At 56.9% G+C, this 25,452-nt stretch carries 21 protein-coding genes; 6 read left to right on the forward strand and 15 right to left on the reverse strand.

The features are described from left to right. Positions 1 to 40: 40 nt before the first annotated feature. From FHT73_RS18720 to FHT73_RS18740, 5 genes are all read right to left on the reverse strand, one after another. Positions 41 to 904, reverse strand: a complete 864-nt coding sequence (locus tag FHT73_RS18720; protein WP_246712170.1) for an FkbM family methyltransferase — start codon at positions 902 to 904, stop codon at positions 41 to 43. 122 nt (positions 905 to 1,026) lie between these two features. Next, positions 1,027 to 2,199, reverse strand: a complete 1,173-nt coding sequence (locus FHT73_RS18725) for a polysaccharide biosynthesis/export family protein (protein WP_183713794.1) — start codon at positions 2,197 to 2,199, stop codon at positions 1,027 to 1,029. Between the two features lie 57 nt (positions 2,200 to 2,256). Next, positions 2,257 to 3,270: an AraC family transcriptional regulator gene (locus FHT73_RS18730; protein ID WP_112603632.1), complete on the reverse strand. Its 1,014-nt coding sequence runs from the start codon at positions 3,268 to 3,270 to the stop codon at positions 2,257 to 2,259. A gap of 650 nt (positions 3,271 to 3,920) precedes the next feature. Beyond that, positions 3,921 to 4,655, reverse strand: coding sequence for an ATP-binding cassette domain-containing protein (locus tag FHT73_RS18735; RefSeq protein WP_112337155.1), 735 nt, complete (start codon positions 4,653 to 4,655; stop codon positions 3,921 to 3,923). Further along, entirely contained in the window at positions 4,652 to 5,857 is a 1,206-nt protein-coding gene (locus FHT73_RS18740) for a capsule biosynthesis protein (protein WP_183713797.1), read from the reverse strand. The genes FHT73_RS18735 and FHT73_RS18740 overlap by 4 nt, the downstream gene beginning before the upstream one ends. A gap of 354 nt (positions 5,858 to 6,211) precedes the next feature. Here FHT73_RS18740 and FHT73_RS18745 point away from each other — a divergent pair, with 354 nt between their 5' ends. The 5 genes from FHT73_RS18745 to FHT73_RS18765 all read left to right on the forward strand — a co-directional run bounded on the left by FHT73_RS18745 (position 6,212) and on the right by FHT73_RS18765 (position 12,290). Further along, on the forward strand, positions 6,212 to 6,472 hold the full coding sequence (locus tag FHT73_RS18745) for a hypothetical protein (protein ID WP_183713800.1): 261 nt from the start codon (positions 6,212 to 6,214) through the stop codon (positions 6,470 to 6,472). Positions 6,473 to 6,673: 201 nt separating this feature from the next. Then, on the forward strand, positions 6,674 to 8,614 hold the full coding sequence (locus tag FHT73_RS18750) for a capsular polysaccharide biosynthesis protein (protein ID WP_246712169.1): 1,941 nt from the start codon (positions 6,674 to 6,676) through the stop codon (positions 8,612 to 8,614). After that, entirely contained in the window at positions 8,611 to 9,978 is a 1,368-nt protein-coding gene (locus tag FHT73_RS18755) for a glycosyltransferase family 1 protein (protein ID WP_183713805.1), read from the forward strand. The genes FHT73_RS18750 and FHT73_RS18755 overlap by 4 nt, the downstream gene beginning before the upstream one ends. A 69-nt stretch (positions 9,979 to 10,047) precedes the next feature. Beyond that, complete coding sequence (locus FHT73_RS18760; RefSeq protein WP_112603642.1) at positions 10,048 to 11,100, forward strand: FkbM family methyltransferase; 1,053 nt, start codon at positions 10,048 to 10,050, stop codon at positions 11,098 to 11,100. A 71-nt stretch (positions 11,101 to 11,171) separates the two neighbouring features. Next, positions 11,172 to 12,290 carry a DUF6270 domain-containing protein gene (locus FHT73_RS18765; RefSeq protein WP_112603644.1) on the forward strand — a complete coding sequence of 373 codons (1,119 nt, stop codon included), beginning with the start codon at positions 11,172 to 11,174 and terminating at the stop codon, positions 12,288 to 12,290. 28 nt (positions 12,291 to 12,318) lie between these two features. Here the strand turns inward: FHT73_RS18765 and FHT73_RS18770 are convergent, their stop codons facing one another. After that, positions 12,319 to 13,128: an ABC transporter permease gene (locus FHT73_RS18770; RefSeq protein ID WP_183713808.1), complete on the reverse strand. Its 810-nt coding sequence runs from the start codon at positions 13,126 to 13,128 to the stop codon at positions 12,319 to 12,321. Between the two features lie 299 nt (positions 13,129 to 13,427). On the opposite strand from FHT73_RS18770, the gene FHT73_RS18775 reads away from it, so the two are divergent. After that, positions 13,428 to 14,504 carry a capsule biosynthesis protein gene (locus FHT73_RS18775; protein WP_246712168.1) on the forward strand — a complete coding sequence of 359 codons (1,077 nt, stop codon included), beginning with the start codon at positions 13,428 to 13,430 and terminating at the stop codon, positions 14,502 to 14,504. 8 nt (positions 14,505 to 14,512) lie between these two features. Here FHT73_RS18775 and FHT73_RS18780 read toward each other — a convergent pair whose 3' ends face one another. The 9 genes from FHT73_RS18780 to FHT73_RS18820 all read right to left on the reverse strand — a co-directional run bounded on the left by FHT73_RS18780 (position 14,513) and on the right by FHT73_RS18820 (position 25,251). Continuing rightward, positions 14,513 to 15,358, reverse strand: a complete 846-nt coding sequence (locus FHT73_RS18780) for a tetratricopeptide repeat protein (protein WP_183713813.1) — start codon at positions 15,356 to 15,358, stop codon at positions 14,513 to 14,515. Further along, the gene (locus FHT73_RS18785) at positions 15,355 to 16,146 is read right to left on the reverse strand and encodes a hypothetical protein (RefSeq protein ID WP_348648146.1); all 792 of its coding nucleotides are present in this window, start codon (positions 16,144 to 16,146) and stop codon (positions 15,355 to 15,357) included. Before FHT73_RS18785 ends, FHT73_RS18780 begins: the two co-directional genes overlap by 4 nt. 163 nt (positions 16,147 to 16,309) lie before the next feature. Further along, positions 16,310 to 18,628, reverse strand: a complete 2,319-nt coding sequence (locus FHT73_RS18790; RefSeq protein WP_183713818.1) for a glycosyltransferase — start codon at positions 18,626 to 18,628, stop codon at positions 16,310 to 16,312. 160 nt (positions 18,629 to 18,788) lie between these two features. Then, the gene (locus FHT73_RS18795; protein WP_112414992.1) at positions 18,789 to 19,979 is read right to left on the reverse strand and encodes a Hint domain-containing protein; all 1,191 of its coding nucleotides are present in this window, start codon (positions 19,977 to 19,979) and stop codon (positions 18,789 to 18,791) included. Between the two features lie 51 nt (positions 19,980 to 20,030). Next, positions 20,031 to 20,723 (reverse strand): outer membrane protein, encoded by a 693-nt coding sequence (locus FHT73_RS18800; RefSeq protein ID WP_112603656.1) that lies wholly within the window; start codon positions 20,721 to 20,723, stop codon positions 20,031 to 20,033. 886 nt (positions 20,724 to 21,609) lie between these two features. After that, on the reverse strand, positions 21,610 to 22,173 hold the full coding sequence (locus FHT73_RS29525) for a DUF982 domain-containing protein (RefSeq protein WP_246712167.1): 564 nt from the start codon (positions 22,171 to 22,173) through the stop codon (positions 21,610 to 21,612). A 371-nt stretch (positions 22,174 to 22,544) separates the two neighbouring features. Further along, the gene (locus tag FHT73_RS18810) at positions 22,545 to 22,790 is read right to left on the reverse strand and encodes a helix-turn-helix transcriptional regulator (protein ID WP_112603660.1); all 246 of its coding nucleotides are present in this window, start codon (positions 22,788 to 22,790) and stop codon (positions 22,545 to 22,547) included. 301 nt (positions 22,791 to 23,091) lie between these two features. Next, entirely contained in the window at positions 23,092 to 23,625 is a 534-nt protein-coding gene (locus FHT73_RS18815; protein ID WP_183713822.1) for an NUDIX hydrolase, read from the reverse strand. Positions 23,626 to 23,922: 297 nt separating this feature from the next. Then, complete coding sequence (locus tag FHT73_RS18820; protein WP_112414994.1) at positions 23,923 to 25,251, reverse strand: dicarboxylate/amino acid:cation symporter; 1,329 nt, start codon at positions 25,249 to 25,251, stop codon at positions 23,923 to 23,925. Positions 25,252 to 25,452 lie beyond the last annotated feature (201 nt).

Raw genomic sequence — 25,452 nt, forward strand, 5'->3', positions numbered from 1 at the left:
TATCTCTCCCTCAGCATTTGGGAACTCTCACCACTCTCGATCAAGCCGGCTTGTCGCGCGAAAGAACGAGCAGCGAATCGTCGGCCCCGTATTTCGAAAGCAGGTCTTCGCTGGTGATGGGAACTGCCTCGCCGCTGAAATCGAGACGCCGCATCGATCCGTAGATGCCGGCAAGCCGTTCGAGAAAACCGGATGCGTCGGCATAGCGGGCAGGATTGAATTCGACCACGAGCATTGGCTTATGGCGGGCAATGGTCTCGGCCATTCCTTCGAGTATCACCTCCTCCGCTCCCTCCGCGTCGATCTTGATGAAATCGACGCGCGAGCAAGCGGCGCTCATCCCATCGAGGGTTGTCACGGGGACCTTGATGACAACGCCGTCCTGTGGGCGAGGTTGAAACATTTCCGAAACGATCTGCGCATTCTTCGGTTCGCTATGGGGAACATATAAAGAGGCGTCTCCCGATATCGTTGCACCGAGCGCCGATGTTTCGATCCTCGTCCGTCCGAGCAGCCCGTTGAGCTCGACGCTGCGACGCAGGAAATCGGCGGCATGGGGATTGGGCTCGACGGCGATCAATTCGCCCCTTGTGCCGACGAGTTCGGCAAGCAGAAGGGAGTAATAGCCAAAATTCGCACCGACATCGATCGCGGTCATGCCGCGCTTGACGTTGCGCGCGCAGAACAGCGTCAGCCAGATTTCCCAAAAGCCGTCCAGAAGAACATGGGATCCGAAACCTCTATCTCGGGTGTCCACGTAGAGCTTGTAGCGACCGAGTACACGCACCAAAGCGGTGTGGCTTCCAAGGTAGGCGCTGTTCACGCGCTGCAAGATGGCCGTTTCGGCCTGATGCCGATCGAACGCCATCAATTCATGAAGATGTAGCAGTGCCGAAGAACTCATCGTACCTCTCTCGTTCCAGCATGCCCGTAACGCATTCCGCAAGCCAGGCAGCATCGGGAAACTCCCTCGATCGCAGCGAGATCGTCCGCCTCCGGCCGTTCCAGGCACTTGCTCCGTCGTCTTCAGTTTGCTGCCGATGCGGAGATGCCGACCGATGCCGCCGACAGAGCCGTCCCGGTAACCCCCTGGAAGAGGCCCATGAACTTCTGAATATCGACCGACGAGGCATTGGAGATATAAATTATATCTCGCGGCTGAACCTCGAAGTTCTGCATCGCAAGCAGCGTCGAGCCGTTCTTCAGGTTGAACCGGTAGACGATCGGGACAGGTCCACCACGGCGCAGCAACGGATTGCTCGGCACAACGATGCGGCGGGCAACCTCAATCGGCTCGTAGCGGAAAAGGAAGACGCCAGAAGCATCAGCGCGGCTATCCTGCAGGCCTCCTGCACGTGCAACGGCGTTTGCCATGGTCAAATGCTGAACGCTGAAGGGGACTTCGCCACTCTGACCTGATGCGCCAAGAATCGTGTAGGTAACCGGCTCGCGCACCACCGTAACGACGTCTTCGGGCCGCAATCTCACGTTTTCGCGCGGATTTTGAACAATCGCGGTAAAAGGCAGATGCATGGTTCGTCCGCCGCGCGTCAGGTAGACGACGCTGTCGTTGACGCCGGCGCGCAATCCTCCCGCCGCGGCAATAGCATCGAGCACCCGGCTGCCGGCGGGCGAAAGCGCGACGCGTGCACCGCCGGCCACCTCGCCCGTAACCGTGACGGTGTTCGATGAGCTTTGCTGGACGGTCACCAATGCCTGTGGCTGCACCGCCTTGCCCGTTAGGCCGGAAACCACCGCCTTTTCCACCGAAGCTGGCGTGCGGCCGGCAGCCGTGATCCGGCCCACATAGGGAATACTGATCGTGCCATCGCTGTTGATGGTTTGCGGCGGGATCGTCACCGAACTGCCGGTCGCCTGTTGCTGACCCGAAGCGCTCGAGGCCATCCCGAACAAACTTCCGGGTGGTGCTTCCCAGAGGCTGACCGAGACAACGTCCCCCACCGCGATCCTTAAGCCAGGATCACGTGCGCCCTGGCCGAAATAGGCGGCAAAGCTGGCTTCAGGTCGCGCAACGCTCTTGACCATCGCCGTCGAAGCCACATCGACCACCGCGAATGGCGGCATGGCGCGCGCAGCTGCCTCCTCCAATATGCGGGAGGCCTTGGGGCCGGCCTCCGGTAATCCACAGCCCGTAAGAACGCAGGCAAGAACGCACAATAATCCGAACTTCAACGGCATCGATGATCCTGATTGGCATGGAGGCAGTTTTGACGAGGCAACATCGTGCCAAGCAGGCTAGGCCGTTCCAGCATTGTCGCTGCGCTCCCGGGAAAAACGAAGGATCGACGATGGGCTGGAGCCGTAGGCGTGTTTGTAGAGCACGGAGAATCGCCCGGGATTGGAGAATTGCAGGCTCATGGCAAGATCGGTGATGCTTTCGGCCTGACCACCCTTGATGGCGCCATGTGCCGCGGCCAGCCGGTAATTGCAAAGGATTCCCATCGGCGTATCGCCGCGATAGGTCTTGAACATGCGTTGCAGCGCTCGCGGGCTGCAGCTCGCGGCGTGCGCGAGATCCTCCAGCATGATGGCATTATGCAGATTGTCGCGCATGAACGCCTCTGCCCTCAGGAGCTGTCGCGGCGCGTTATCCAAGGTGCCGCGATTGAAGGCATCGGACAGATTGTGCGGCAGCTTGGCAAACAGCTTTACCAGCAGGAGCTCGCCGTAGGCCTTGGCGAGCATCATTCGCTCCGTCTGTCGCGCAGTCGTCAGATCCTTTTCGGCCTGGCGCAATGTCTGATAGAGCCCCTGTGCACCACCTTGGCGGAAGCTTACCGGTGCCAGCGCAAATTCCTGCACGTAGGGCTTGCCGGTCAACTCTTCAAAGTGCTGCCGAATAACCGCTTCCGGGATCTGAAACAGCAGCCAGGAGCTGCGCGGCTTGATTTCGATGCGCTTGCCGGCACGATCACTGATGCTCGCGACATAGTTGGCGGGAATCCGGAGGGATTTCTGCATTCGCCGATGATTGATCTCTATTTCTCCGGCGAGAACGAAGACGATGCTGACGCGCGGCAAATCCTGTTTGGCGATACCTTCCAGGCCCGCCGAATGCTCGGCGCTTATGATCGATGCTGACTGAAGGGGTTGCTTGCTGAATTTGAAGGAATAGTCGCCAGAAGTTTCTGAGGGAACAGACCATTTCCAGTTTGGCTCAAGCATGTCGAGATTACGAATGATTGCATCACGGGAATACACCTCGAAAGTACCCACGCATTGCTCGACAACTCTTTCCAACATCGCCATCCGCTATTCCTACTCAAAATCTCAAGTTGTATATTAGCAATTGCTAACACGTGATTTCTATCTAGGCTACACTTTTTCCAGCGTTCGTTATGACGACTCCATCATCCCGTTCCCGCGGCTACGAAGTTGCGGGATCATTTAGCGTAAGTTGCATTACCTGTCTTTAAATTAGCACGACGAATTTTAGCGCAACAGTACAGATAGTGACAATGTTATACAGAATCCTACCAGTTCACAGCTCGACTGAACGTTGAATTCCCAAAGCGACGAGATCGGACAAAATACAGCCCTACCGGACAATATAATCGGAGCCCTACGGGTTTGGGTTGCAGAGGTAGCCAGTTGTTTCTGCGAATAGACTTATCGTAAGACAGTTAACTCGGCCCGGTCCTTTAGGTTGCAGCGGGCGATGGAACTTGATGGTGCCGTGGCCGATGGTCGATTGCTTCACCACGGTATTTTCAATTATCCTAATTTATCTAGAGGTTTAGATGTGCAAGCCTCTGACGACACGCGAAGCTCTCGCCTCTCCTTTGGCGGAGCGCGCAAAGGTAGCGAAATGTCGCCGGCTGCCGTCCGTTATTGTGTCAATTTGCAATGGTCGCGTGCACTATTGTTGCCGATCAACACAACCAAGACGTCGATCCGGCCTACAATGTGGAGTAGATACGAAACGCTGCCTCAATATCGTTGAACACGCGACCCCGGCCATTCTTCAACACGAGCGCCGACGTGCATAAATCACCGATCACGTTGAGATTATGTCCCACAATGATCATCGAGCGATCCTTGCGCTTGACGAAAAGCTCCTCGAAGCTACGCGTTTGGAAGCGTTTGTCCCCGACGGCCAGCACCTCATCGATGAGATAGCAATCAAAATCGATGGCAAGCGACATTCCAAACGCCAGCCGGGCCCGCATGCCCGAGGAATAGGTTCTGAGAGGCATGCGCAGATAGCGGCCAAGTTCGCTGAAATCCTCTACCAGATCACGAATTTCGTTGAACGGCTTATCATAGATGCGTGAGAGGAAGCGCATGCAGTCGAATCCGGTCATCGAACCACCGAAGCCACCGCTCAGGGCGATTGGCCACGACATCGACATGTTGCGCACGACCTTACCCGAGGTCGGCTCCTCTATCCCCGCAATCATGCGCACCAGGGTCGATTTGCCGGCGCCATTGTGCCCAAGCACGGCGATCTTCTCGCCTCGGCCGATCTTGAATGACACGCCGTCAACTACGCGGCGCATCCGGCCATTTACTTCATACTCTTTGACGAGATCGAATACCCCGACGATGCCATCTTCATGCCAGGGAATTTCTGCCTTCGATCCCGGCGCCTCTGACGGCGCGATTCGCGCAAGACTGGAAGGAAGAATGGTCATTGCTGGGCCGCATGCTCGTAGACCTGGATCACGAGAAAGCGCACGATCCAGAAGGTTGCAAAGCAAACCGCAATCAGAAGCAGAAACGAAGTCAGCCGTTTAGGGTACAATGCATGGTCGGGCAAATTCGGGTCGGCGATTCGTTCGAGATACAGTTGCTGGCGTTGCGCATCGATCCTGGCGTTTTCCAGGGAGGTGGTCGCCGATGTCAACATCTTCGCAGCCATTTCCCGCTCCAGCAGCAATTGTTCATATTGTGCGATGCGCGGCGCCATTGATCCGTCGCTGCCAACGATCCTTGTCCGTTCATCGCTGATCTGCCGTTCCATCGCCGCCACCCGCGCCCTCAGCGCCTCACCCTGCGGGCTTTGCGGCGCTTGCTCCTCAAGCGCTGAAAGCCGTGCCTTGTTGTCGGCGAGACCGTCCGAGAGCCTGGCGATCATATCCAGAGCGGCCGCTGATTGCTTGTTCGGGTCGACGAGCGCCTCGCGATTGCGAAAATCGGTCAGACTTGTCTGCATCTTGGACAGTCTCGTTTGGCTGTCATTTACCTCGATCTGAGCATAGCGAATGGCATCCTCACGGGCGCGATCGTTGAGCCTGTTGATGAGCTCTTCTGCATGCTGCACCAGGGCATTGGCCAGGCGATAAGCATCGTCGGCGCGAAATGCACGCACATCCAGCGTGGTCACGCCGCTGCCGCTGTCGGTGTGCACATTGATGAAACGAAGATAATGCTGATACAGCTCCTCATTATTGGCTTCAGCCCAGGGTAGCGGATAGCGGCTGAGGAAGTCGCCTTCCGGGCGGGAAAGAATCGCTTTCAGATCGTTCCTGCTCGCCAGCGCGTCGACGGCTGCGCGCGACTTGATGAACTCGGTGACGATGTAGCTATCGTCCTGCGCGCGAACGAACCCGGTGCTCTGAAGGAATCCGCTGAGCAGGCCGGCAGCGTTTCTATTGGGGCTGCGCACGACAAATTGCGTTTCCGAGGCATATTGATCGGCGCAGATGAAACCATAATAGATCGCCCCGAACACGCCGGGGACGACGACGATCAGCAATAGCAGCAGCTGCGATCGAACCCACCGCACAACGGAATAGGGCAAGGAAACCGGTTGGCCTATGATGACGCCGGACGAACGAGCATCCACCAGTGTAATGAAGTCGGTAAATTCCTTATTATTCTCGATGCGGCTCATCTGGGACCATCAAATCTCTCTCGGAATTGCCAAGACCATTCCACTGGCTGCCTCTCCGAAATTCCATCGGCTCTCGTGAATCTCGCGGCTTGCGCCGTTCAGCATCGCCTTCTGCGACAATGCGCGGGGACGATTTAGGCGGAAATTTACTCGCAAGAGATTCCCATATATCCTTAAAAAGTCAAATATAATTCCGAAGATTGAAAATTTTTACATAGGTATGCAAGAATAATTTCCCTTCTGTCGCAATTAATACTTTAGCGACGCGATCCGTATGGCGAGGCGAGATTGCGACGGCAATAACTGCCATTCGATTAGCTGTTTTTCCCTCATTGCTGGTTCAAGGAATTCGGAATGGGAAAGCTCGGAGGCACCTTGAGGCAAGTCGGCAGTAACGTTGCGACGCATGGTCATGAAGACCTGCTGTTCGGCCGGCTTCAGCGAAGCCTCCTGAAATTTCTCGCCCGCCGCCGGCGCAAATCAGCAAGTGGAATATTTGAGGATGTCATCCGGCTGCAACTGCTTTTCGTGCCCCCGAAAGCGGTGCCGCTCATGCAGCTGGCCGTGGTCGGATATCGCAGGCCCCGCCGCTCCGGCACGGGTGATTGCTCCTAGCGGCATCTCGGGGGGATTTATATGTATAGGGATTCGACGGTCTTTCCCGAAGGAGCGCAATCTTCGGTCGTAAAACCAAGTGAGCAGCCGTCCTGGTTACCGCCAATCAACGCGCGGCTGCTTGCTTTCCTTCCGACGCGTCAGCGCTTTCCCCTTATTGGTCCCGCTTTTTCCGCGTCCCTCAGGCCGATCGAATTGACGATGGGTGCTGCAGATGGCGTCGTCAGCTGGGGAAACGGTCCGCTTTCCCGCCTGGCACGCCTCTATGCGCAGGTGCTGCGCCTGCCTTTCTGGACGGTGGAAGGTGGCTTCCTGCAATCGACCGGCCCGGACGCTGCTTCACCGATCTCCGTTATCGCCGACGACCTCGGCATTCATTTTTCCGCACGCCAACCTTCACGGCTCGAGGCACTGCTTCAAGACGCGTCCTCCGATGCGGATGTTCGGCGAGCGCGAGACCTGCGGCGCTGGATCAACCGCGAGAGACTTTCCCAAGATGGCCACGTCCCCGAAGGAACGTTTCGTCTTCGCCGAAGCCGTCGCAGGCGCATCCTGCTCGTCGACGAAGTGGTCGGAAATAGCGCCGTCGAAAGCGCCGGCGCCAATGCAGAGACCTTCGCGAGAATGTGGACGGCGGCTCTGGCGGAGGCAAATGCCGACATCATCGTAAAATGCCATCCCGACGTCGTCGCTGGCCGCGCACGAGGTTTTCTTCAGCCTCTTGCGCGAACCGTGGATGTGCAATTCGTGGACAAGGCGATTTCAACGCACTCCCTTCTGGATATGGTGGATGAGGTCTGGACGGTATCAAGCCAGCTCGGCCTCGAAGCTCTCCTGCGGGAAATACCCGTCGTTACCTTCGGCATGCCCGCCTATGCCGGCTGGGGACTGACTGCAGACCGTGCCGAGGGCACGGTAGCAGCTACGGCACGCTCCCGTCGTGGGCGCAATGTTAGCATAGACGAGTTTGCCGCAGCTTCATTTTTTCAATATTCGCGCTATGTTGATCCCGTCTCACGCAGTCCGATCACGGCCGAGCAGGCGGTGGAACGGCTACTTGAATGGCGTGCTCGCGCCCGCTCGCTCACGGGCCGTTACCTTTGCGTCAATTTCTCGCTTCATAAACGCGCGGTCATGCGCCGATATCTGAGCAGTCCCCGGTCCCAAGTTCATTTCGCCAACAATCCGAGTGCCTCGGAAATCCAAAGCGCCGACACGATCGTTCTTTGGGGCAATGCTCCCGCTCCCGAGGAAGGAGTTCTATGGAAGAATGGCAAGAGATTGCCGGTCATGCGTGTTGAAGACGGGTTCATCCGCTCTTCCGGCCTTGGCAGCTCGCTCGTGCCGCCATCCTCGCTCTGCTTCGACGAGGAAGGCATCTATTTTGATGCCTCCGCGCCGAGCCAGCTCGAAACAATCCTGAACAGGACGAATTTCGATGATGCACTTCTCGAGCGGGCGCAACGCTTGCGGCAAGCCATCGTTTCCATGGGCATCACCAAATACAATCTGCCGCCGCAGCCTGCACCGGATTATCGTGCACTGGCCGAAGGCCGCACCATCGTTTTGGTGGCCGGCCAAGTTCCGAACGACGCCTCATTGCGCTTCGGCATGGCAAGCCATTCCTCCGATATCGAACTGCTGAGGGCCGTCCGACGCGCCAGGCCCAAGGCGTTCATCGTCTATAAGCAGCATCCGGATCTTCTAGCGAAGGCGACCGGCCGTCACCCAACTCCATCCCCGCCAGCGGAGGCCGCCGATCTGGTGATCGGCAATGTCGATCTGGGCAACCTTCTGAGTGTGGTCGACGAAGTTCACGTCGCAACCTCGCAGATCGGATTCGAGGCGCTGCTGCGCGAAAGACCGGTATGGTGCCATGGCCTCCCCTTTTACGCGGGCTGGGGTCTGACGCATGATGCGGTCGTCTCCTTGCGGCGAAAGCGGGTGCTAACGCTTGATGCACTGGTTGCAGGCACGCTCATCCTCTATCCCCGATACTGGTCGAATATCACCAATCTTCCATGCGAGGCGGAAGACGTCGTCGCCGAACTCTATCGCTCCCGCCAGGGCATTGCTCCAAATCCATCGCGGCGGCGCTGGCTGGCGCAGGCTATCCATATGCTTGAGGCCAGAAAATTATGACCAAGCCCGTCGTCATGGATATTTCTCGATTGATGGAACGGGCGCATTGCCCGACGCCCACCGGTATCGATCGCTATGAGCTTCATTACGCCAACTGGCTGAACGAACGCCGCAAACGGACTGCCTTGACAGATTTCGATGTGTTTTCGCAGCCGTCCTGGTTTGTCGAGACCGGTCGCAACAGCGCCGTTGCCATTCCGTCCGAACGGGCGGACAGGCTGGTCTCCATCCTCAATAGTCGCTGGTCGGCGACAGATATATCGCCAACGCAGGCCGCTCTTCTCGAACGGATTTTCGCCGCTATCGACGGCAAGATCAGGTGGCAGGCCGCAGCGGAAGTAAGGGCAGGCGAAGCCCATACGCAAAAGCTGCGCAAGATCGCGCATGCTGTCGCCAGCCATTTCACGCATGGCCCCCTGCTGCCGCCCAGGGCTTCCTTTGTCCACGTGTCGCACAGCCGGCTGGATCGAACATCCGCCTTCTCCTGGCTTGGAGAAACCGGTCGCAACGGCGTCTTTTATGTCCACGACCTTATCCCGCTATCGCATCCGGAATTCGTCCGACCGGAGGAGCCTGAGCGGCATCGCCGCAGGATGGAGACGGTGCTGAAACATGCGTCGCTGGTGCTTTGCAATTCGCAGGTAACCGCACGTGCCCTGCGCACGTTTGCTCAGCAGAGCGACAGGACACCCCCCTCGATCGCAGTCTTGCCTCCAGGCATCGAGCGTTGCTTCCTCTCTCCGCCAAACGACATGCCGCGCCCCCGGATGCCTTACTTCGTGACGCTCGGAACGATCGAACCGCGCAAGAACCACATGCTATTGCTGCATCTGTGGCAATATCTGGCCGAACGTGATGGGGCGATGGCCCCGCGGCTCGTAATTGTCGGCAAGAGAGGATGGGAAAACAGTCACATCTTAGCAATGCTGGAACGATGCCCTGCCCTGCCCGGGCTCGTCATCGAGGTGCCGGGGCTAGAGGATGCGGCTTTGGCGCGGTTGGTCGCCGGCGCAGCTGGTCTTTTGGCTCCATCCTTTACCGAGGGTTACGGCATGCCCGTCGCCGAGGCGATCGCGCTCGGCACACCGGTCATCGCCTCCAACATCAGTGCGCATCGTGAAGCCGCCGCCGGACAGCCCGCCATCTTCCTCGACCCGCTTGATGGGCTGAGTTGGAGAGCCGCGCTCGACATGATCACCGCCTCGCCACAACGCCGAATGAAACCCGGCCCATCGAGCGGGTGGGACACGCATTTCGATGATTTGGAGACACTGATCGAAGCCGATTTTTCGGCGCGACGCCACGCTGCCCAACGGGCTCCGCGGCGCATCGAGAGAATATCGACCTCGCCGGTTTTTCAGTGAGGGGCAACAGTGCAGGCAAAAGACGGTAACTACATAAATACGGTTGATCAAAGATCTGGGAGCAGCAAAATGACAAGCTTTTACGACATCGAGAACTGCTACAAATTCATCCTCGGCCGCGCAATGAACGAGGATGAACGTAACGTCATCGGACAGAATCTATTGCAGCTGACGGACGTTTCTCTTGAGGAGCATCGTCGGCGTTTCCTCAGCTCATACGAATTCCATCACCGCCATAGCGAGCTTCTTTTCAACAATTTCGTGCCGAAATCGATTTTCGTTTTGTTCGAGACCAAATACAATTTTAAATTGTATCTCGATCTGCGCCAGTATCACATATCTTTTGGCATCATGAGCGGCGAATATGAGAAATTCGATGTCGATCTCGTCAAGGCCATTCTGCCCGAGACCGGGCAGTTCATCGATGTCGGTGGCAATGTCGGATACTACTCACTCTCCATTGCTGCCCATCCGACATTCAAAGGAACGGTCCTTGCCTTCGAGCCGCTACCGAAGCTCTGGGATCTGTTCAACCGGTCAATCCTGGAGAACGGCTTTGAAGATCGCGTTAGCGTTCGCCAGCTCGCGCTTGCCGATGTGCCAGGCGAGCTACAACTCAATAATGCCGAGGATACCGTCAACGCCGGGGCGACGCGGCTAGTTACGAATTCGACCGACACCAAGGTCGGGCGCATGACCAAGGTCGAGACACTCGACCGCGTCGTCGGTGACCTGCGGCCCGATGTTATGAAGGTCGATATCGAGGGTGCGGAAGGCTTGTTCCTGAAAGGCGCGAAAAAAACGCTCTCGGCACATAAGCCCTCGCTCTTGATGGAGATCAACCGCGACATGCTCTCCGTCCTGTCGAAAACGACGCCCGGTGCGATCCACCAGCAATTTACCGAACGCGGTTACCGCATCTGGAACAGTGCACAAAATAAGTTGACCCGGATGACCTCACCTGAGGAACTCGACTTGAATTTTCAGGTCGGCACGGTCGCGAACATCCTGGCCGTCCATGACGATCGCGCCGATAACGTCAGCGAAAGTCTTCAGCGGCTTGGGCTGACGCTTGGGTCGACGAAGGCAAAGAAACAGCGTCAGCGAGAACCGGCGCTTTAGCCCCATCAGTGCCCGATTGTGCGATGTCGGTGCGAGACACCGGCATGTCCGCATCTTATACGGAGACATGATTGCGCAAGCAGATCAATGACATAGCTGAGGTCGCCTACTACGGCTCGTGCCCGAGCGAGGAGTTCGTTCGCCACGCCTTTCCGAATAGCAGAATCCCGTTTTTCTGCTACGGCATCAATGTCGCCAGCTTCATGGACGAGCGGAAAACAAACCTCAGAGCGATCGAGGCATGGCCGGAGCGGATCAAGAAAAGGCTGCACTTCGAAGCACGTAAGGGCTTCCGGGAGCGACTGAGGCAGGCAGCCCCGAAAATGCTTGTCGTCGATTTCAGCCGCATCACGCGCGCCTCGCTCATGCGCTACAGGAACACCTTGCTGACAGTACCCTATGAGCTACTGGAGGCGGGACCGGATTTGCAGCGGGAAGCTTTCGGTATCTTCAAGATCATCCCCTTCGGCTGTCGTGAATTTTGGACGCACGTGATCGCGGCAATGAAAGCATTTTGCGATTTCGTGAACACAGAAATTCCCGATACGAGGCTGATTCTGCTCGACGTTCCGCCCACCGCCGATTATCGCGGCACGCTCATCGACAGCAATACCTATATGATCGACTTCTGCCGCTGGCAGATGCGCTATCCGATGTCGCGCATGCTCGTCGACTTCTGCCTGGAGCATATCGAAAACAGCCGGGTGCTAACGCCGCGCACTGACCTCTATTCCGACGACACCGCCCTCTATGGACCTGCACCGATGCATTATTCTGCCGAGGTCTGGAAGGAGATGGCGGGGCGCTTCCATGCGGATGGCGGTTTCGAAGGCTTGCCTCGCTCCAGCGACCTGCTCTCGATCCTTACTAATTATTCCGGCCTTATGGATGCGTTCACCAGGACCGCGTTGTCGAACCAGAACCTTCACCGGTTCAGCCTCGATATTCTGCATGGGGCACTACCCTATCTTTTCGCAAAAATCAGCAGTCCCGCTCACAGCCATTTCGGCGATCCAATCGATTCCCACGATGTCGTTGCCGCCTTTCGTTGGATTCTTGGCCGTGAGCCAGAATCCGCAGAAACCTTCCTCAACCACTACGCGCTACACAACCGCGGCGAGCTGCGTGAAACGCTGCTGCGTTCCTTCGAATTCCAGAGCCAGGTGCCTCACTATGCCAAGCAGCAGTAGCGCGGCGGGAAACCGGACGATGAGCGCATCATTCGAACTTGATGTGGCTGCGTGCCACGTTGACCAGAAAGAGGCCGACGGCGGTGGTGAACAGGCAGCATTTCAAAAGATAGCTGACGTCGTAGAAGGTTTGCACCGTGTCGCCAAATACGCCGGCGCGGAAAAGCTCAAAGCAGTGGACGGTTGGGACATAAAGCGCCAGCTTCTGGGCGCCACTGGGAAGCCAGGCCACCATGAAGAACATGCCGCAGATCGGCAGCGTCAGATATTGGAACGGCGGTATGAACTTCTCGACGAACTCGAACCGCTCCGAACTCGCGGCAAAGATAAGCCCTACTCCGAACGAAAACCAGGCCATGAACAGCCAGCCCGTCAAAAGCAGGCCGAGATCCTGGAACGGCGGTATGATGCCCGCCAAACGCGCAACCGTGTAGACCACGATGAGCGCTGCGGTCGTGCCGGCAATCTCCAGAAGCGCACGAGCAATCAGCGCATCCGCGAAGCGGATCTGACGATGATACATCAGAGGCATATTCTGACGAAGACAAGAGACCGCGTGACCACTTATGTGGCGCCAGAGCGTCAGCGGCATGTAGCCGCTCAAAACGAAGGCCGCGACCGTCAATCCGTGCGCCTCGTGATTGAGCACCGTCCACATGATCATGACGCCCGTGGTCAGGATCATCGGTTCCAGCGCAAGCCAGAGAAATCCGATGTTTTCCCGCCCGTAGCGTATGAGCATTTCGCGCATGATCAGCGCACCGAGAACGCGCCCCTGAATCTTCAATCCGGTAATGAACTGCGAACCCCCACGCGCGCTTGCCGATACCTGATGCACTCGAAGCCCTCCTGGTCGCTACGCCGTCTCCATCAGACGGTCGGTCAACGATACCGGCGGAGTGCGACCGCTCAACCTTCATTGCGCCGGACTTGGACAATTACCGTCCATAGCGTCCGCTTGCGGATATCTAACGACAGGCGATCATCAGAAAGGGCATGGCCATGGCTCTGATAAACTCCGAGAACGAAAATAAGAAAGTGGATACTGAGCAGCGCTCGCAATCTTTACGTCAAATGGTCGCAAAATCGATCAGCGGACCGACAAAAGCCCGCAGGCATCGCAAGCGCCTTGGCCGTATGCGCGTTTATTTACTGGCAGTTGTCGCCCCTACCCTTGCCGTCAGCGCCTATTACGCGTTTATCGCCGCCCCAATCTATGTATCGGAATCCTCCTTCGTCGTTCGTATGGCGGCGCCACCATCATCCAGCGTCTTCGGCTCTCTGTTGCAGAACAGCGGGATTACGCGCTCGCAGGACGATACTTTTTCCGTGCAGGAATATATTCGCTCGCGTCAGGCGCTGAAGGAACTTGCCGAACGGCTTCCCGTACGTGCTATTTTCGGCAGCCCGCAGGCGGACTGGCTGACGCGCTTTCCACGCTTCTGGGAAACCAATAGCGAGGAACAGCTCTATAGTTACTATTCGAACCGGGTGTCCGTCATTCACAACGACACCACGGGTATCACCGTCCTGCGGACGACGGCCTTTCACGCGCAGGATGCCGCGGACATGAACACATCATTGCTGGCGCTCGGCGGCGATCTTCTCGACCGGCTCAACAACCGCGCCCGCGGCGATGCGGTTCGCTTTGCCGATGGCGAGGTGCAACAGGCGCAGCAGCGGGTCATCGACGCGCAGAGAAACATAACGAACTTCAGAAACAAGGAGCTGATGATCGACCCGAATGCCAGCTCCATGTCGATGATCGATCTCATCAGCAATCTGACGTCGGCTCTCGCCAACACGCGGGCACGCCTTGCAGAAACACGCAAGACTGCGCCGGACAGTAACTCCATCCCGTTTTTGACGAGTCAGGCTGCTGCACTGGAGCAGCAAATCGAGAGTGAACGAGCCAAAATGGTCGGATCGGATAAATCCGTCGCGCCCAGAATTGCCGATTACGAAAGTCTCGTCCTGATGCGGGAGTTTGCCAACAAGGCGCTCGTTGCCTCACTCGATGCACTCGAAGCAGCCAGGGCTGATGCGCGCCGCCAGCAGCTGTATCTCGAGGTCGTCGTTCCACCGCAGATGCCCGACGAGGCAGAGATGCCTTATGAGCTCAAGAACATTACAGTCGTTTTTCTGTCCTTGAGCCTTTGCTACCTGTTGGGCTGGCTCATGGTCACCGCCATCAGGGATCACGAAAGCGGCTGATCCCGAAATCAATCAGGATGCCAGAAGCAGGTATAAATCTCCGCCATGCAGGCGCGGATTTCTCGGCTGGCGATCGAATCCGGCGTAACATGGCCATAGAGACTGAATTCCGCATCGCGTGCGCGAATGTAATATCGCAAGGCAGCATCGATATCCCGCATCGCTTTATACAGATGCGCAGTCTGGATTTCGACGTCGATCACTGAGGCTGCATCGAGGTTTTGCGCATATTCACGATAAACATCGTAGAGCCTCAGCGCCTCATCGAAATCGCCGGCTTCCTTGGTCGCGTTGGCGTAAACGGCAATCAGATCGATTTCGCCATCCGTCTCCACCAGATCGTACAATAGCGCCCGCGCCTGATGCCAGCGCCGTGATTGAAGCAATTCCATCGCGTTCTGGCGTTTGCGCTCTATATCGACGCGCGAAAATCGAAGACGTGCCGACTCCAGATGAGCGGCGATATCAGCATTATCGGGCGCGAGAACATGGGCTTGCTCGTACCATTGAAGTGCGGATTCCCACTCATTCATCCGATTGTAGAGGTGCCCGAGCTGGAGATGAATATCGACATCGTCGGGCTCTTCCGCGAGGAAGTGCTGGTATGCCTCAAGAGCGGCATCGAAATCGCCATTCTCCTTGTGAGCGTGCCCCAGCTGAACGAATAGCGATACTCGCGCGGGATTTTGTTTCAGCGCCTGCTGATAGTAGAAGGCGGCCGCCGCCCAATCGCGCCGATCGCGCGCGGCATCTGCCGCGGCGAGAGCATTGACCGGCGTATCGGCTTCGGCTGCCTCTTTCTCCGCCTGGCCGACGCGCAGGAGCGTCGATGCAAATCTCAGTTCTCGTCTCATGATACGCGCCGCATCGAAATGTTTCGAGGACGCAGCCAGCGGTCTTCGGGAGAGCGCTCGTGAATGCGAACACGCAATTCGATGAAACGATGCTCCCGCTTGATGGCCACACACACGGTTCCGGAGAACGAACCGACCAGCGTCATGACCTGTAGAAAATCGAGACCTGAATTGGCGACGATCTCGATATCGAGCCTGGCCGTATGCGGTTGGATAATGTCGAGATCCAGCAACCAGTCGCCTTCCGTCATGCTGCGCTTGGGACCTGTCAACAGCCAGCCCGACTGCACCGTCCAGTTGCCGTCATTGATCTGCAGCGGCTGGCACAGGAGATCTGGAGCGATCATCCAGCCGACGTTTTCGAGCTCACGCACAAGGACGAGCATCGCCTGACCATCCGGATTGACCAGCAGCCCCGACGGCGTGATGTTTGCGTTGGAGGCATCGGGCAGATCATGTGTGTCATCGTTATCTTCAGGCAGCAGCGTATCCCAATACGCTGTCTTGCCATCCCGGCGCGCAATGGCGACAATCTGCTTCACCACGTCTCTTCGCTTAAGGACGCCGCGCCTAAGGTCGAACTCCATCCCTAACCGCTCGGCGGATGTCGGATCGCGGCCGCAGATCCGCGAAAATGCATGGCGCAGGAAAGCCGGGTCATCGTCTTTCGCGAATCGAACGAAATTCTCCACCATGGCGAACTGGTCCGGTTCCCGACGCAATGCATGCAGGCCGGACAGGCCGTTCAATGATTGCGGGACGGGACGGCGAGCCTTCAGCGCGTCCACCACACGCAGCCGACTGGTGCCGCCGCGAATGGCGTTTGCAAGCGAAAGACGATCGTCCGCTGTCAGATCGACCTCCGTCAGGTCCAATGCCTTTGCCCAGGCGTCGATGAAGGATTCCGCGGGCAAGGAGAACACGTCTTTCGGCAGCGAGCTCAAAGGCTGCCTATGCAACTCGGCGATGGTCAATATTTTCCCCCAACATCTTCTCGATGGCTGTGACATGCCGCGCGGCAGTGCGCGGATAGGAATACCAGTGGGCGGCCTGGCTGCGGTCTCGATCCAACATCGAGAGCAGCGAGGGATTTTGAGCAAGGCTGAGAAGCGCTTCCGCGATGCACTCTATCTCGGTACTCCTCACGACGTGACTGAACGGCCACAAGTCGCGCAGAACAGGCGAGCGAGAGCAAAGCAGCGGGCGGTCAACGCTCATCGCGATACGCGCTGCCCCGGTCGCCGTTTCGGTCGAGTGGCCATACAGGAAGGAAAGCAGGTCGCAGGTCATAAGTTCGCGACGCAGCTCTCTTTCCGGAATGAAGTCGAAACGTGCGGTGATCTTGTCGGATAGTCCGAGATAGGCGATCAGATTTTCGATCATGGCGCGTGCCGCACGCGATTCGTCGTTGGGCACCGTGCAGTTGAACAACTTGAGGCGCAGTCTCGGCTCGTAGTTCAATGCCTCCGCAAAGGCCAATACCAGACGGTCGATATTCTTGTGTGGCATCAGGAACCCAAAGGAACCGATGGTGAAATGCGACGGGTCCGGCGCAGGTGCATCTTCCGGCACCAAGAGGACACCGTGCGGTATGACGATCGGGTTGGGGTGGCCGGCAGCCGAAACGGCTGCCGCATCCTCTGCCGAATGTAAGAAGACGATGTCGAATGCGCGGGTCCAGTCGAGTGACCCACCGCGCAGCGCCTCTTTCACGCTATGCATGGTCAGCACGCGCAGCCGATGACTGGTTGCTGTGATCGGCTGGGCCAGTAATTCCATATCCGGTGTTGAGAAATGCCCCGGATGATGTTGCATCCATAAGACATCGCCGCGTGCCTGCTCCAGCCGTCCAGCCAGGCGTTTCAGCGAAGCAAGATCATAGCCCCACAGCCTCGACATGCTGCGCGGTGTTGCCTCGATCATATCAACGGGCGCTTCGGGCAGCGCATCGTCCATGATCCGCCGGGCAAAGATATGCTCGATCCTGCCCTCGAATGCGGGCGTGCTATAGAGGTGCTGCGAATAGGTGGCGATACCGCACTGCTGTTGCCAGGAGGAAATGAGATCGACGGTCCAATCCTGCCGTGGCTGGGCCGCTGTCCGCACGGATTTTGCAAGTGCGCTCAGGGTACGGATAGCGACCGATCTCCAGCTGAAATGCGCTTTCAACAGTGATTTCGCCTTTTGCGTTCGGCTTTGAGCCTCGTCGGGATGGTCAAGCACGGCGCGCATCTGCGTTCCCAGATGCTGCACGGAGGGTTCGGCCCAAAGACTATGAGAGCCGGCCACATGAGCCTGAGATGCCGACATATGGCAATCGACCAGCCAAGCCGTGTCGGGACGGCAGAAATCGAGCTGGCCGCTGTAATTCGTGGTGACAACGGGAACATCGAGCAGCATGGCTTCCGCCAACGGCAAGCCGAAACCCTCGCCCCTGCTCGGCGCCACCAACATCGCGGCCGATCGATAGAGCGCGCGGAGCTGGCTTGGATTGTAATGCTTGTCGATGATGGTGATGGGGGGAGCATCGGCGAGTCTGTCACGCCTGTCGGCCAGAACAGATGCCGAGATATTATTCGGATTCGGAAAAGTCTTGATTACCAGTTCGACCGGATCATCCGCACGGAAGCTGTCCAGGAACGCATCGATCAGGACGTCGACACCCTTGCGCGGAAAGCAGGAAGAGACATGCAGAATGCGTCTGCGTCTGCTTTCGGGCAATGGGGATGGCACGTCTTCAGCAAGAGCCGAGAGATGATCACAGCCATTTCCGGTAACTTCCACCGGTATTGTGACGCCGGACCGCGCGAAACTGTCGCGAACGAAATTCGAAATGACGGTTACAAGGTCGAGATCGCGGTTGAAGCGATCCACCAGGTATTGCGGAAATTCGAGCTCCTCCCAGGCAAAGGCAACATAGGCATTCTGCCGTCCGACCATGTTATGGGTCACCGGGGGCCAGGTATTGCGGAGATGGATGTCGAATGTCTCTTTGAACGGGTAGTCATCGCGCATTCGGCGGATGATATCCGGTGCTGTCGCCAGGTTGACATCGCTCTGCCAATCGTCTTCGGCCGTATGACAAGTGAGATTGATGCCCAAATCGATGAGCGCCTGCGCAAGGTGGCGATTGACGATCGCCAGGCTGTAATCGCCTTTGAACACCCCGTCGAAGAAAACTGTCTTGCCGGCAAATTTTTCGATCAGCGATCGCTCATCGATTCGGTCTACATCGAGCAAGTAGGGCGAGACAGCATCGTCATGGCGCATTCAGTACTCCCAAGCGCTGAAAACAAAAAAATGAACGATATCTTTGGGGCTAAGAGTTTCTCGGCCAAACGAAAGTCGAGATGGGACCGACACCTCAACATCCCGCTTCAATCGCCTGCGGGCGGTCTTAACCGCCCGCAGTTCGCTTTGCATTCGAGTATCAGGATGCTTGCGCATCCTGAACGATGTAACCCAGTTCCTCGGCTCGCTGTTCAAGGATCGCGCGGGCTTGCTCCAGCACCTTGCCGGCATAGACCGGAGGATAGCACCAGTCGTTCCAGTTGCGTGTTGCCGTGCCCGACATCGCGCCGAACCGCAGGACGCCCGGTTCAAGGAAGGACATGCGGCCACCGAGATCGAGATAGGTTTCCGTCGGAGCGCCTTCGGCGAGAATGATCGAGTGCTGCTCCAGTTCGATATGGAAATACTCGAAAGGTGCCAGCGTCGCCTCCTGGGTAACGGTGGTGCCGTTGATGAGGAACTTGGCGGGGATCAGGGACTCCTCGAGGAACATGCAGTGGTCCGGAGAGACGTAGAGATCCCGGGATGGAATATTTTCCGCAAATGCCCCCACCCGGATACGGATCGGAAGCGTATCGCGGGGCTTGTCGATTGCCTTCGGATCGAGCCGACGTCGACCGACCCATTTGATATCCGCCACGCCATTGTGCGTGACCACAAGATCCCCGACCCGCAAATCCTCGACCGGAGTATCTCCCTCGGGCGTCCGGATGAGCGTACCGCGCAGGAAGCAGCTCGTGAAGGTCAGCGTGTCGGTGTTGGCATCGTAGCTGTACGTGACGCCGGCCGGTATCGTATAGGAACCGAGCGGCACTGCGTTCAACAGACCGCCGAAGAAGGTAACGGTATTCCCGGATTGCGAGACAACATTCGAGCCAACAACTTCGATCTTGTCGCCGGATTGAACGTTCACCACATTTGGCGGGGTTGAGAGGTTCAAATTGATCCCGCCAGGATTGTAAGCGAACAGCCCACTGCCGTTTGCGTTGGCAAAGTCTACGGTAACGCCATTCAACAATCCAACCGTCAGCAAGCTCGAGTCGACGGTAATGCTGGATCCAGCACCGATTGCATAGGTATAAGTCGAGCCAGCTCCAATGTTGGCGAGGCCTGCATCGATCGTCACGTTCGCACCGTTGATCGCTTCGATAGTTGTGCTCGAAAGCGCACCAGTACCAACAAGACTGCTGATATTGACGTCCACGCCATCAACGATCACCGTGCCGTTGGAAACCAGATTGAGCTGGATTGTATCTCCCGCTGAGCCAGCATTGCTGCTGTCGATCGTAGTCGTGCCGTTGTTGATTAGGTTGATGCCAATCAAAGCCATGTTATTATCCTCTCCATTAGATTAACACATTGTCTTCAAGGCAAACTATTGTCAGAACTTGTAGTTCAGACCCACACGAATGGCATGGAAATCAAGGCTGGCTTTGGAGTTAAGGGCGTCCCCACCCATGTTGCTGCTGCCGAAATCAACATACTGATATTCGAGTTTTGCCGTCACATGGTCGGTGAAAGCATGTTCGACACCGGCACCGACAGTCCAGCCGGCCTCGGTCTTATCATCGTCGAAGCTTACGCCGGCCAACGCGCCCTTGTATTTGACGTGTCCATAGGCGAAGCCGCCGGTTCCGTAGAACAAGGTGTTGTCATAGGCATAACCGATGCGAGGACGAACGGTGCCGTACCAATCGATCTTGGAAGATGCGCTTGCGATATCGCTTCTGAAGGAATCGCTGATGTCAGCACCCTGGAAATCAGCTTCAAGGCCGACTACCCAGTTAGGATCGAACTGATAGTTGTAGCCGATTTGACCACCACCGAGAAAACCGGATCCCTCAAGCTTGCCAAACCTGCCAAGATAATCTCCGAACGAATGGAAACCGACAGTGTCGTTGCCGCCAAAACCGCCGCCGGCGTTCACACCCACATAGAAGCCGGTCCATGAAAATACCGGCGCCGCTTCAACAGGAGCTTGAGGCGGTGTGGAAACCGCAAGATCCGCTGCATAAACGGTACTCCCCGCAACCGCCGCCATCAGAAAAACGGTGGATCCCAAAAACTTGCGCATTCGAAAATTCTCCTTAAAGGAATTCACGAGATTCAACATGTAACTTGTGAAAGTTCACGTTGAAGCCATAATATCGGCGTGATTATAGCTGTAAATACGTGATCGCTAATAAATATTTTCATAAAATATACATTATTTGTATAATGCTGTCGCAATATGTATTGAGGTAATATTGATTCTATACTTTGGGATCACCCAAATATTCCGGAATCTACCGTTGTCGATCAACACGGTTTAGAATCGGAAGGCGGACTTCGCGTCGCTGCATGCGAATAACTTTTTTCGTCGGCAAAAGGCCGCCGTCAATTTCCGGTGACGTAATTGGATGCAGCCTGTCGCTTTCGATATAGACAGTCCACGCGCTGTTCTGCAGGTTTCGAGCGCTACCGCAGATACCAATCTGCTGCGCCGGGAGGCCTGACGTGGCGGACCCTTTGAAGGAACGTCTGGCCTCCCAACTGCACTCAATGCCCTGCCCCAACATCCCTTTCGGAAAGAACCTGCCGGCAGCGCATGCGCGAAAACAGACGTATATGGTCTGTGCTTGCCATAGCATTCAAACGGGAGAAGAACTGGGCATCTCGGGCTGCAGCATTGCGAGACAAGCGGCGTGTCGGTGTTAGGTATCGGCTTACTTTAAAACCGGCTTTCCAACGTCAGGCGCAATCGGACCTCTGCTGTCGCTTTGCGTATGGACGACAGGACAGTGAAAAGCCACATCTTTGTAGCTATCGCAACCGCCAATTTGCGATGGACGGGAGGCCCGGCCGCCTTGCTTCAAGCACTGGTCGGGCCTCCTCGTTTGCACCATGCAGTTGCGCCTTTTCACGCACACGCTGTGGTGCTCTGCGATTCCAGGGGACGGGAAGGTTTAACAGACCGGGCTTTAATCGCCGGAGATAACAACGCGTATACTCACCGCATCTGCGGCCTTTAGGAAAGCAGAGCGAACCTGCTCAGGTGAGGCTCTGCCTTTGACGCCGTCGATACAGGCTTGCAGCGCTTCTTCGAAGGCATCCCCGCTGCGGATCGGCCATTGCGTGGCAAGATACTCGATCGCCTGGCCAATTGAAGCGATGAATTGAAGCTCGTCACCATCACGCGATGCGATGCCGATAGGCGCGAATGCCAGTTCTTCTGGATCGCTGGAGGCGTCAAATGACGGCGCCTGATCTTGATCCCCGGCGTTTTCGGATTTCACGTGTCGCCGTCTCGTCACGAGCGTGGCGAGCAATGTCATGTCCCGAGCGATCTGGTCCAGGGCTGCTAGTTTGTCCTCTTTAGCTGGCGCTCGATCCAAACTACTCCCTTCAGCTTGCGTTCGCTCCTGGGGTAATGGCGTGCGGTCATCCGCGTTCGTCTGAGGACTGGGAACTTCAACAGGGATTGAATTAACGAGCTGCTCACCATGATCGAGGTCGGCGCCGCCATTCTCATCATTCCGCCGCATGCTGTACGTCCCAATGAGCGCCATCGAATACATCTCACTTACGGCAGGCGTGCCGTATCATGCTGCTTCGATAAAAGTACGACTAATAAAACGTATTTGATTGGTACAGGTTAAAGCTTTGAAACGATTTTGACCAGTATCGCGACAGGAAAAAGAGCGAATACTCATAAAATCACACGAATATTGGCTTATTTTCGATGTATAATTATGAGAGTTTTCGCTTAGAAAGCCGATAGACATGCATGAGCGCGACCGGCGCTTTTCGGAAGTCGTCACGCCGACCCGGTGCATGTCGCGTCAAGATCTGCGGTGTTTTGCGACGAAAAGTGCCGTCGGAACTTTGAAGGGGCGCACCGAAGTGCGCCGCCTGCTCAGACGATGAAGAAAGTCGATGGCGGAACCTGTAATGCGGTGGCAATACGGCGAAGTTTTGCCGGATCGGCCTCGGCCCCAGCTTCGATTTCAATGATTTCCTCGCTGGTGAGGCCGCAGGTTTCCGAGAGGTCGTCAATCGTATAGCCGATGGCTTCACGCGCCTGCCGCACAGCAGCAGCAATCTCACCATCAGGAACCGTAGAAACCTTTGAACTATCGATATTATTCGGAGTAATGGACATGAAATTTCTCCTTCCAAAGTCCGCCGGCCAAATCGTTGCCGGGTGAAGGCAGCTATTGCAGCCATGAGGCATATCGACCTAAACAGACACGGCCGAACGCTGCGTCAATATAGGCATCAATGCGGCGAGGGCAAGCACGGAAGCGCATAGCTGCCAATCGCCTGGCTCTCGGCTAATTTCGCGATTTAATATTCTGTGATAGCGACAACACGTCACGGTTACAGAGGAACGAGCACTGCAGCGCGCCGTCTTGCGACGACAGCCGCCGGCCGGCTGCGAACCCACTCAGTAACGATGAAGATCATTTCTTGCCTTTTGCCTTGCGCACCTTTCGCTCAGCCGCAAGCAAAAGTCCCTTGAGTTCCGGTTCACGCACACGGTTGGCTGCTTCGACGAAGGAAACCCACTCGACACGGCGCTGGCCTCGCTCCGGGAAGTCCTGAAAGGTCTGATCAACCTCAAGCAGATGTAATCCGACAATGCAGGGAACGCGATTGCCGTCGGCAAGCTGCTTTAAATAGGTGAAATAGCCGAACGGCTTTTTCTTAACCTTGCCGCGTACGCCGGCTTCTTCGTAAGCCTCGATGGCAGCAACTTCATGCGGCTTCTTGCCCTTGATCGGCCAGCCCTTGGGCACGACCCATCGGCCGCTTTCCCGGCTGGTGACGACGAGCATCTCGGCTTCATCGCAGTCGGGCGCCTTCCTGTAGCAGATGGCGGCATATTGCTCATGGACTTGGCCGTGCAGCAACTCGTCCGCATGGGAGGCAAGTTCGGACAGAAAACTCTCCGACCGTCGCAAGGCTTTTTGCTGCGCTGAGAGTGAGGAAGCCATGTGCGCTACTCGCGACATGGTCGATCGACGCACATGCTCCTCGAAGCTGGCTGGCTTGTGCTCACAAAAATCGTCTGTGACACGCTGCCCTCCTGTCCGCTCGGGTTTCGTCGAAATTCACAACTGTCAGTATGATGCTGTGAGCTGTTGCAGTGACAGTTTTATGAAGGCGACTGTTGATGATGCCAGGGGCAGCAGCCATCTGGCGGTGCTACACGAAACTGTGATCGAACGGAACGGAAGTGGAAAAACAGCCCTCGAAAGGGCCGTTTCATCCTTGGGAGGATAATGCGAAGTTTACTCGGCGGCCTGCAGGGCAGGCACCTCGATTTCTTCGCCTAATTGCCCCGCCATGGCGGCGGCAAACTTGGTCTGGTCGAGCTCGTTTTCCCAGCGGGCGACGACGATCGTAGCAACCGCATTGCCGACGAAGTTCGTCAGTGCCCGGCATTCGGACATGAAGCGGTCGATGCCGAGGATCAGCGCCATGCCGGCGATCGGAACCGACGGTACGACTGCGAGCGTCGCGGCAAGCGTGATGAAGCCTGCACCGGTGATGCCGGCAGCACCCTTGGAGCTCAACATGGCGACGAGCAGCAGCAGGATCTGGTCGCCGAAGGTCAGCGGCGTATCGGTTGCCTGTGCGATGAACAGCGCCGCCAGCGTCATATATATATTGGTGCCGTCCAAGTTGAAGGAGTAACCCGTGGGGATGACGAGGCCGACGACGGAGCGTTTGCAGCCGGCACGCTCCATCTTGTTCATCAGGCCCGGCAATGCAGCTTCGGACGACGAGGTGCCGAGAACGAGCAGCAGCTCTTCCTTGATGTAGCGGATCAGCGCCAGGATCGAGAAGCCATTATAGCGGGCAACGGCGCCGAGCACGACGAGCACGAACAGCAGCGACGTGGCGTAGAAGGTGCCGATCAGGAAGGCCAGATTGGCGATCGTGCCGATACCATATTTGCCGATGGTAAACGCCATGGCGCCGAAGGCACCGATGGGAGCAAACTTCATCAGCAGGGCAACCATGCGGAAGATCGGCGTGGTTAGTGCTTGCAGGAAATCCGTCACCGGGCGGCCGCGTTCGCCGGCAGCGCCAAGCGCAATGCCGAAGACGACCGAGAAGAACAGCACCTGGAGAATATCGCCCTTGGCGAAAGCGCCGACGATGGTATCCGGAATGATGTTCATCAGGAAGCCGACGACCGAGGCGTCATGGGCCTGTGCCGCATAGTTGTTGACGGCCTTCGTATCCAGCGTCGCCGGATTGATGTGCATGCCGGCACCCGGCTGCACGACGTTGGCAATGATGAGACCGACGATCAGCGCCAAAGTCGAGAAGGTCAGGAAGTAGATGAACGACTTGCCGACGACGCGACCGAATTTCTTCAAGTCCGACATGCCGGCGATGCCGGTCGTGACCGTCAGGAAGATGACGGGCGCGATGACCATGCGCACCAGCTTGATGAAGGCATCGCCGAGCGGCTGCAACGACGTGCCGAGCTGCGGATAATAGTGACCAAGCAGGATGCCGGCAGCGATGGCGGTGAGAACCTGCACATAGAGATGCCGGTAGAAGGGAACTTTGGCGCGCGTTTCCGCGGCAGCGATGGGAGCAATCATGATGTCCTCCGTTAAGCCCAACCGATCTCTCGGCCCTCCGGGCGACGACTAGAATTCAACAGCCTCCGACTGTTTCATCATCCGTTGCAATGACCGTGCCAAATGCGCGCCATGATTTTAACACATTGCTTTTGTTGAATTTTAATTTCCGACCCGGATCGAAGATCATCGATCTGTGCGATTATTCGCACAGATCGAATT

It is taken from the genome of Rhizobium sp. BK098, from assembly GCF_014193155.1.
In the GTDB taxonomy this organism is placed as follows: domain Bacteria; phylum Pseudomonadota; class Alphaproteobacteria; order Rhizobiales; family Rhizobiaceae; genus Rhizobium.

Bases quoted from the DNA above. Each gene is read 5' to 3' on its own strand.
- FHT73_RS18720 (WP_246712170.1), bottom strand. From the start codon at position 904: ATGAGTTCTTCGGCACTGCTACATCTTCATGAATTGATGGCGTTCGAT.
- FHT73_RS18725 (WP_183713794.1), bottom strand. From the start codon at position 2,199: ATGCCGTTGAAGTTCGGATTATTGTGCGTTCTTGCCTGCGTTCTTACG.
- FHT73_RS18730 (WP_112603632.1), bottom strand. From the start codon at position 3,270: ATGGCGATGTTGGAAAGAGTTGTCGAGCAATGCGTGGGTACTTTCGAG.
- FHT73_RS18735 (WP_112337155.1), bottom strand. From the start codon at position 4,655: ATGACCATTCTTCCTTCCAGTCTTGCGCGAATCGCGCCGTCAGAGGCG.
- FHT73_RS18740 (WP_183713797.1), bottom strand. From the start codon at position 5,857: ATGAGCCGCATCGAGAATAATAAGGAATTTACCGACTTCATTACACTG.
- FHT73_RS18745 (WP_183713800.1), top strand. From the start codon at position 6,212: ATGGGAAAGCTCGGAGGCACCTTGAGGCAAGTCGGCAGTAACGTTGCG.
- FHT73_RS18750 (WP_246712169.1), top strand. From the start codon at position 6,674: ATGGGTGCTGCAGATGGCGTCGTCAGCTGGGGAAACGGTCCGCTTTCC.
- FHT73_RS18755 (WP_183713805.1), top strand. From the start codon at position 8,611: ATGACCAAGCCCGTCGTCATGGATATTTCTCGATTGATGGAACGGGCG.
- FHT73_RS18760 (WP_112603642.1), top strand. From the start codon at position 10,048: ATGACAAGCTTTTACGACATCGAGAACTGCTACAAATTCATCCTCGGC.
- FHT73_RS18775 (WP_246712168.1), top strand. From the start codon at position 13,428: ATGCGCGTTTATTTACTGGCAGTTGTCGCCCCTACCCTTGCCGTCAGC.
- FHT73_RS18780 (WP_183713813.1), bottom strand. From the start codon at position 15,358: ATGAGACGAGAACTGAGATTTGCATCGACGCTCCTGCGCGTCGGCCAG.
- FHT73_RS18790 (WP_183713818.1), bottom strand. From the start codon at position 18,628: ATGCGCCATGACGATGCTGTCTCGCCCTACTTGCTCGATGTAGACCGA.
- FHT73_RS18795 (WP_112414992.1), bottom strand. From the start codon at position 19,979: ATGGCTTTGATTGGCATCAACCTAATCAACAACGGCACGACTACGATC.
- FHT73_RS18800 (WP_112603656.1), bottom strand. From the start codon at position 20,723: ATGCGCAAGTTTTTGGGATCCACCGTTTTTCTGATGGCGGCGGTTGCG.
- FHT73_RS29525 (WP_246712167.1), bottom strand. From the start codon at position 22,173: ATGCGGCGGAATGATGAGAATGGCGGCGCCGACCTCGATCATGGTGAG.
- FHT73_RS18810 (WP_112603660.1), bottom strand. From the start codon at position 22,790: ATGTCCATTACTCCGAATAATATCGATAGTTCAAAGGTTTCTACGGTT.
- FHT73_RS18815 (WP_183713822.1), bottom strand. From the start codon at position 23,625: ATGGCTTCCTCACTCTCAGCGCAGCAAAAAGCCTTGCGACGGTCGGAG.
- FHT73_RS18820 (WP_112414994.1), bottom strand. From the start codon at position 25,251: ATGATTGCTCCCATCGCTGCCGCGGAAACGCGCGCCAAAGTTCCCTTC.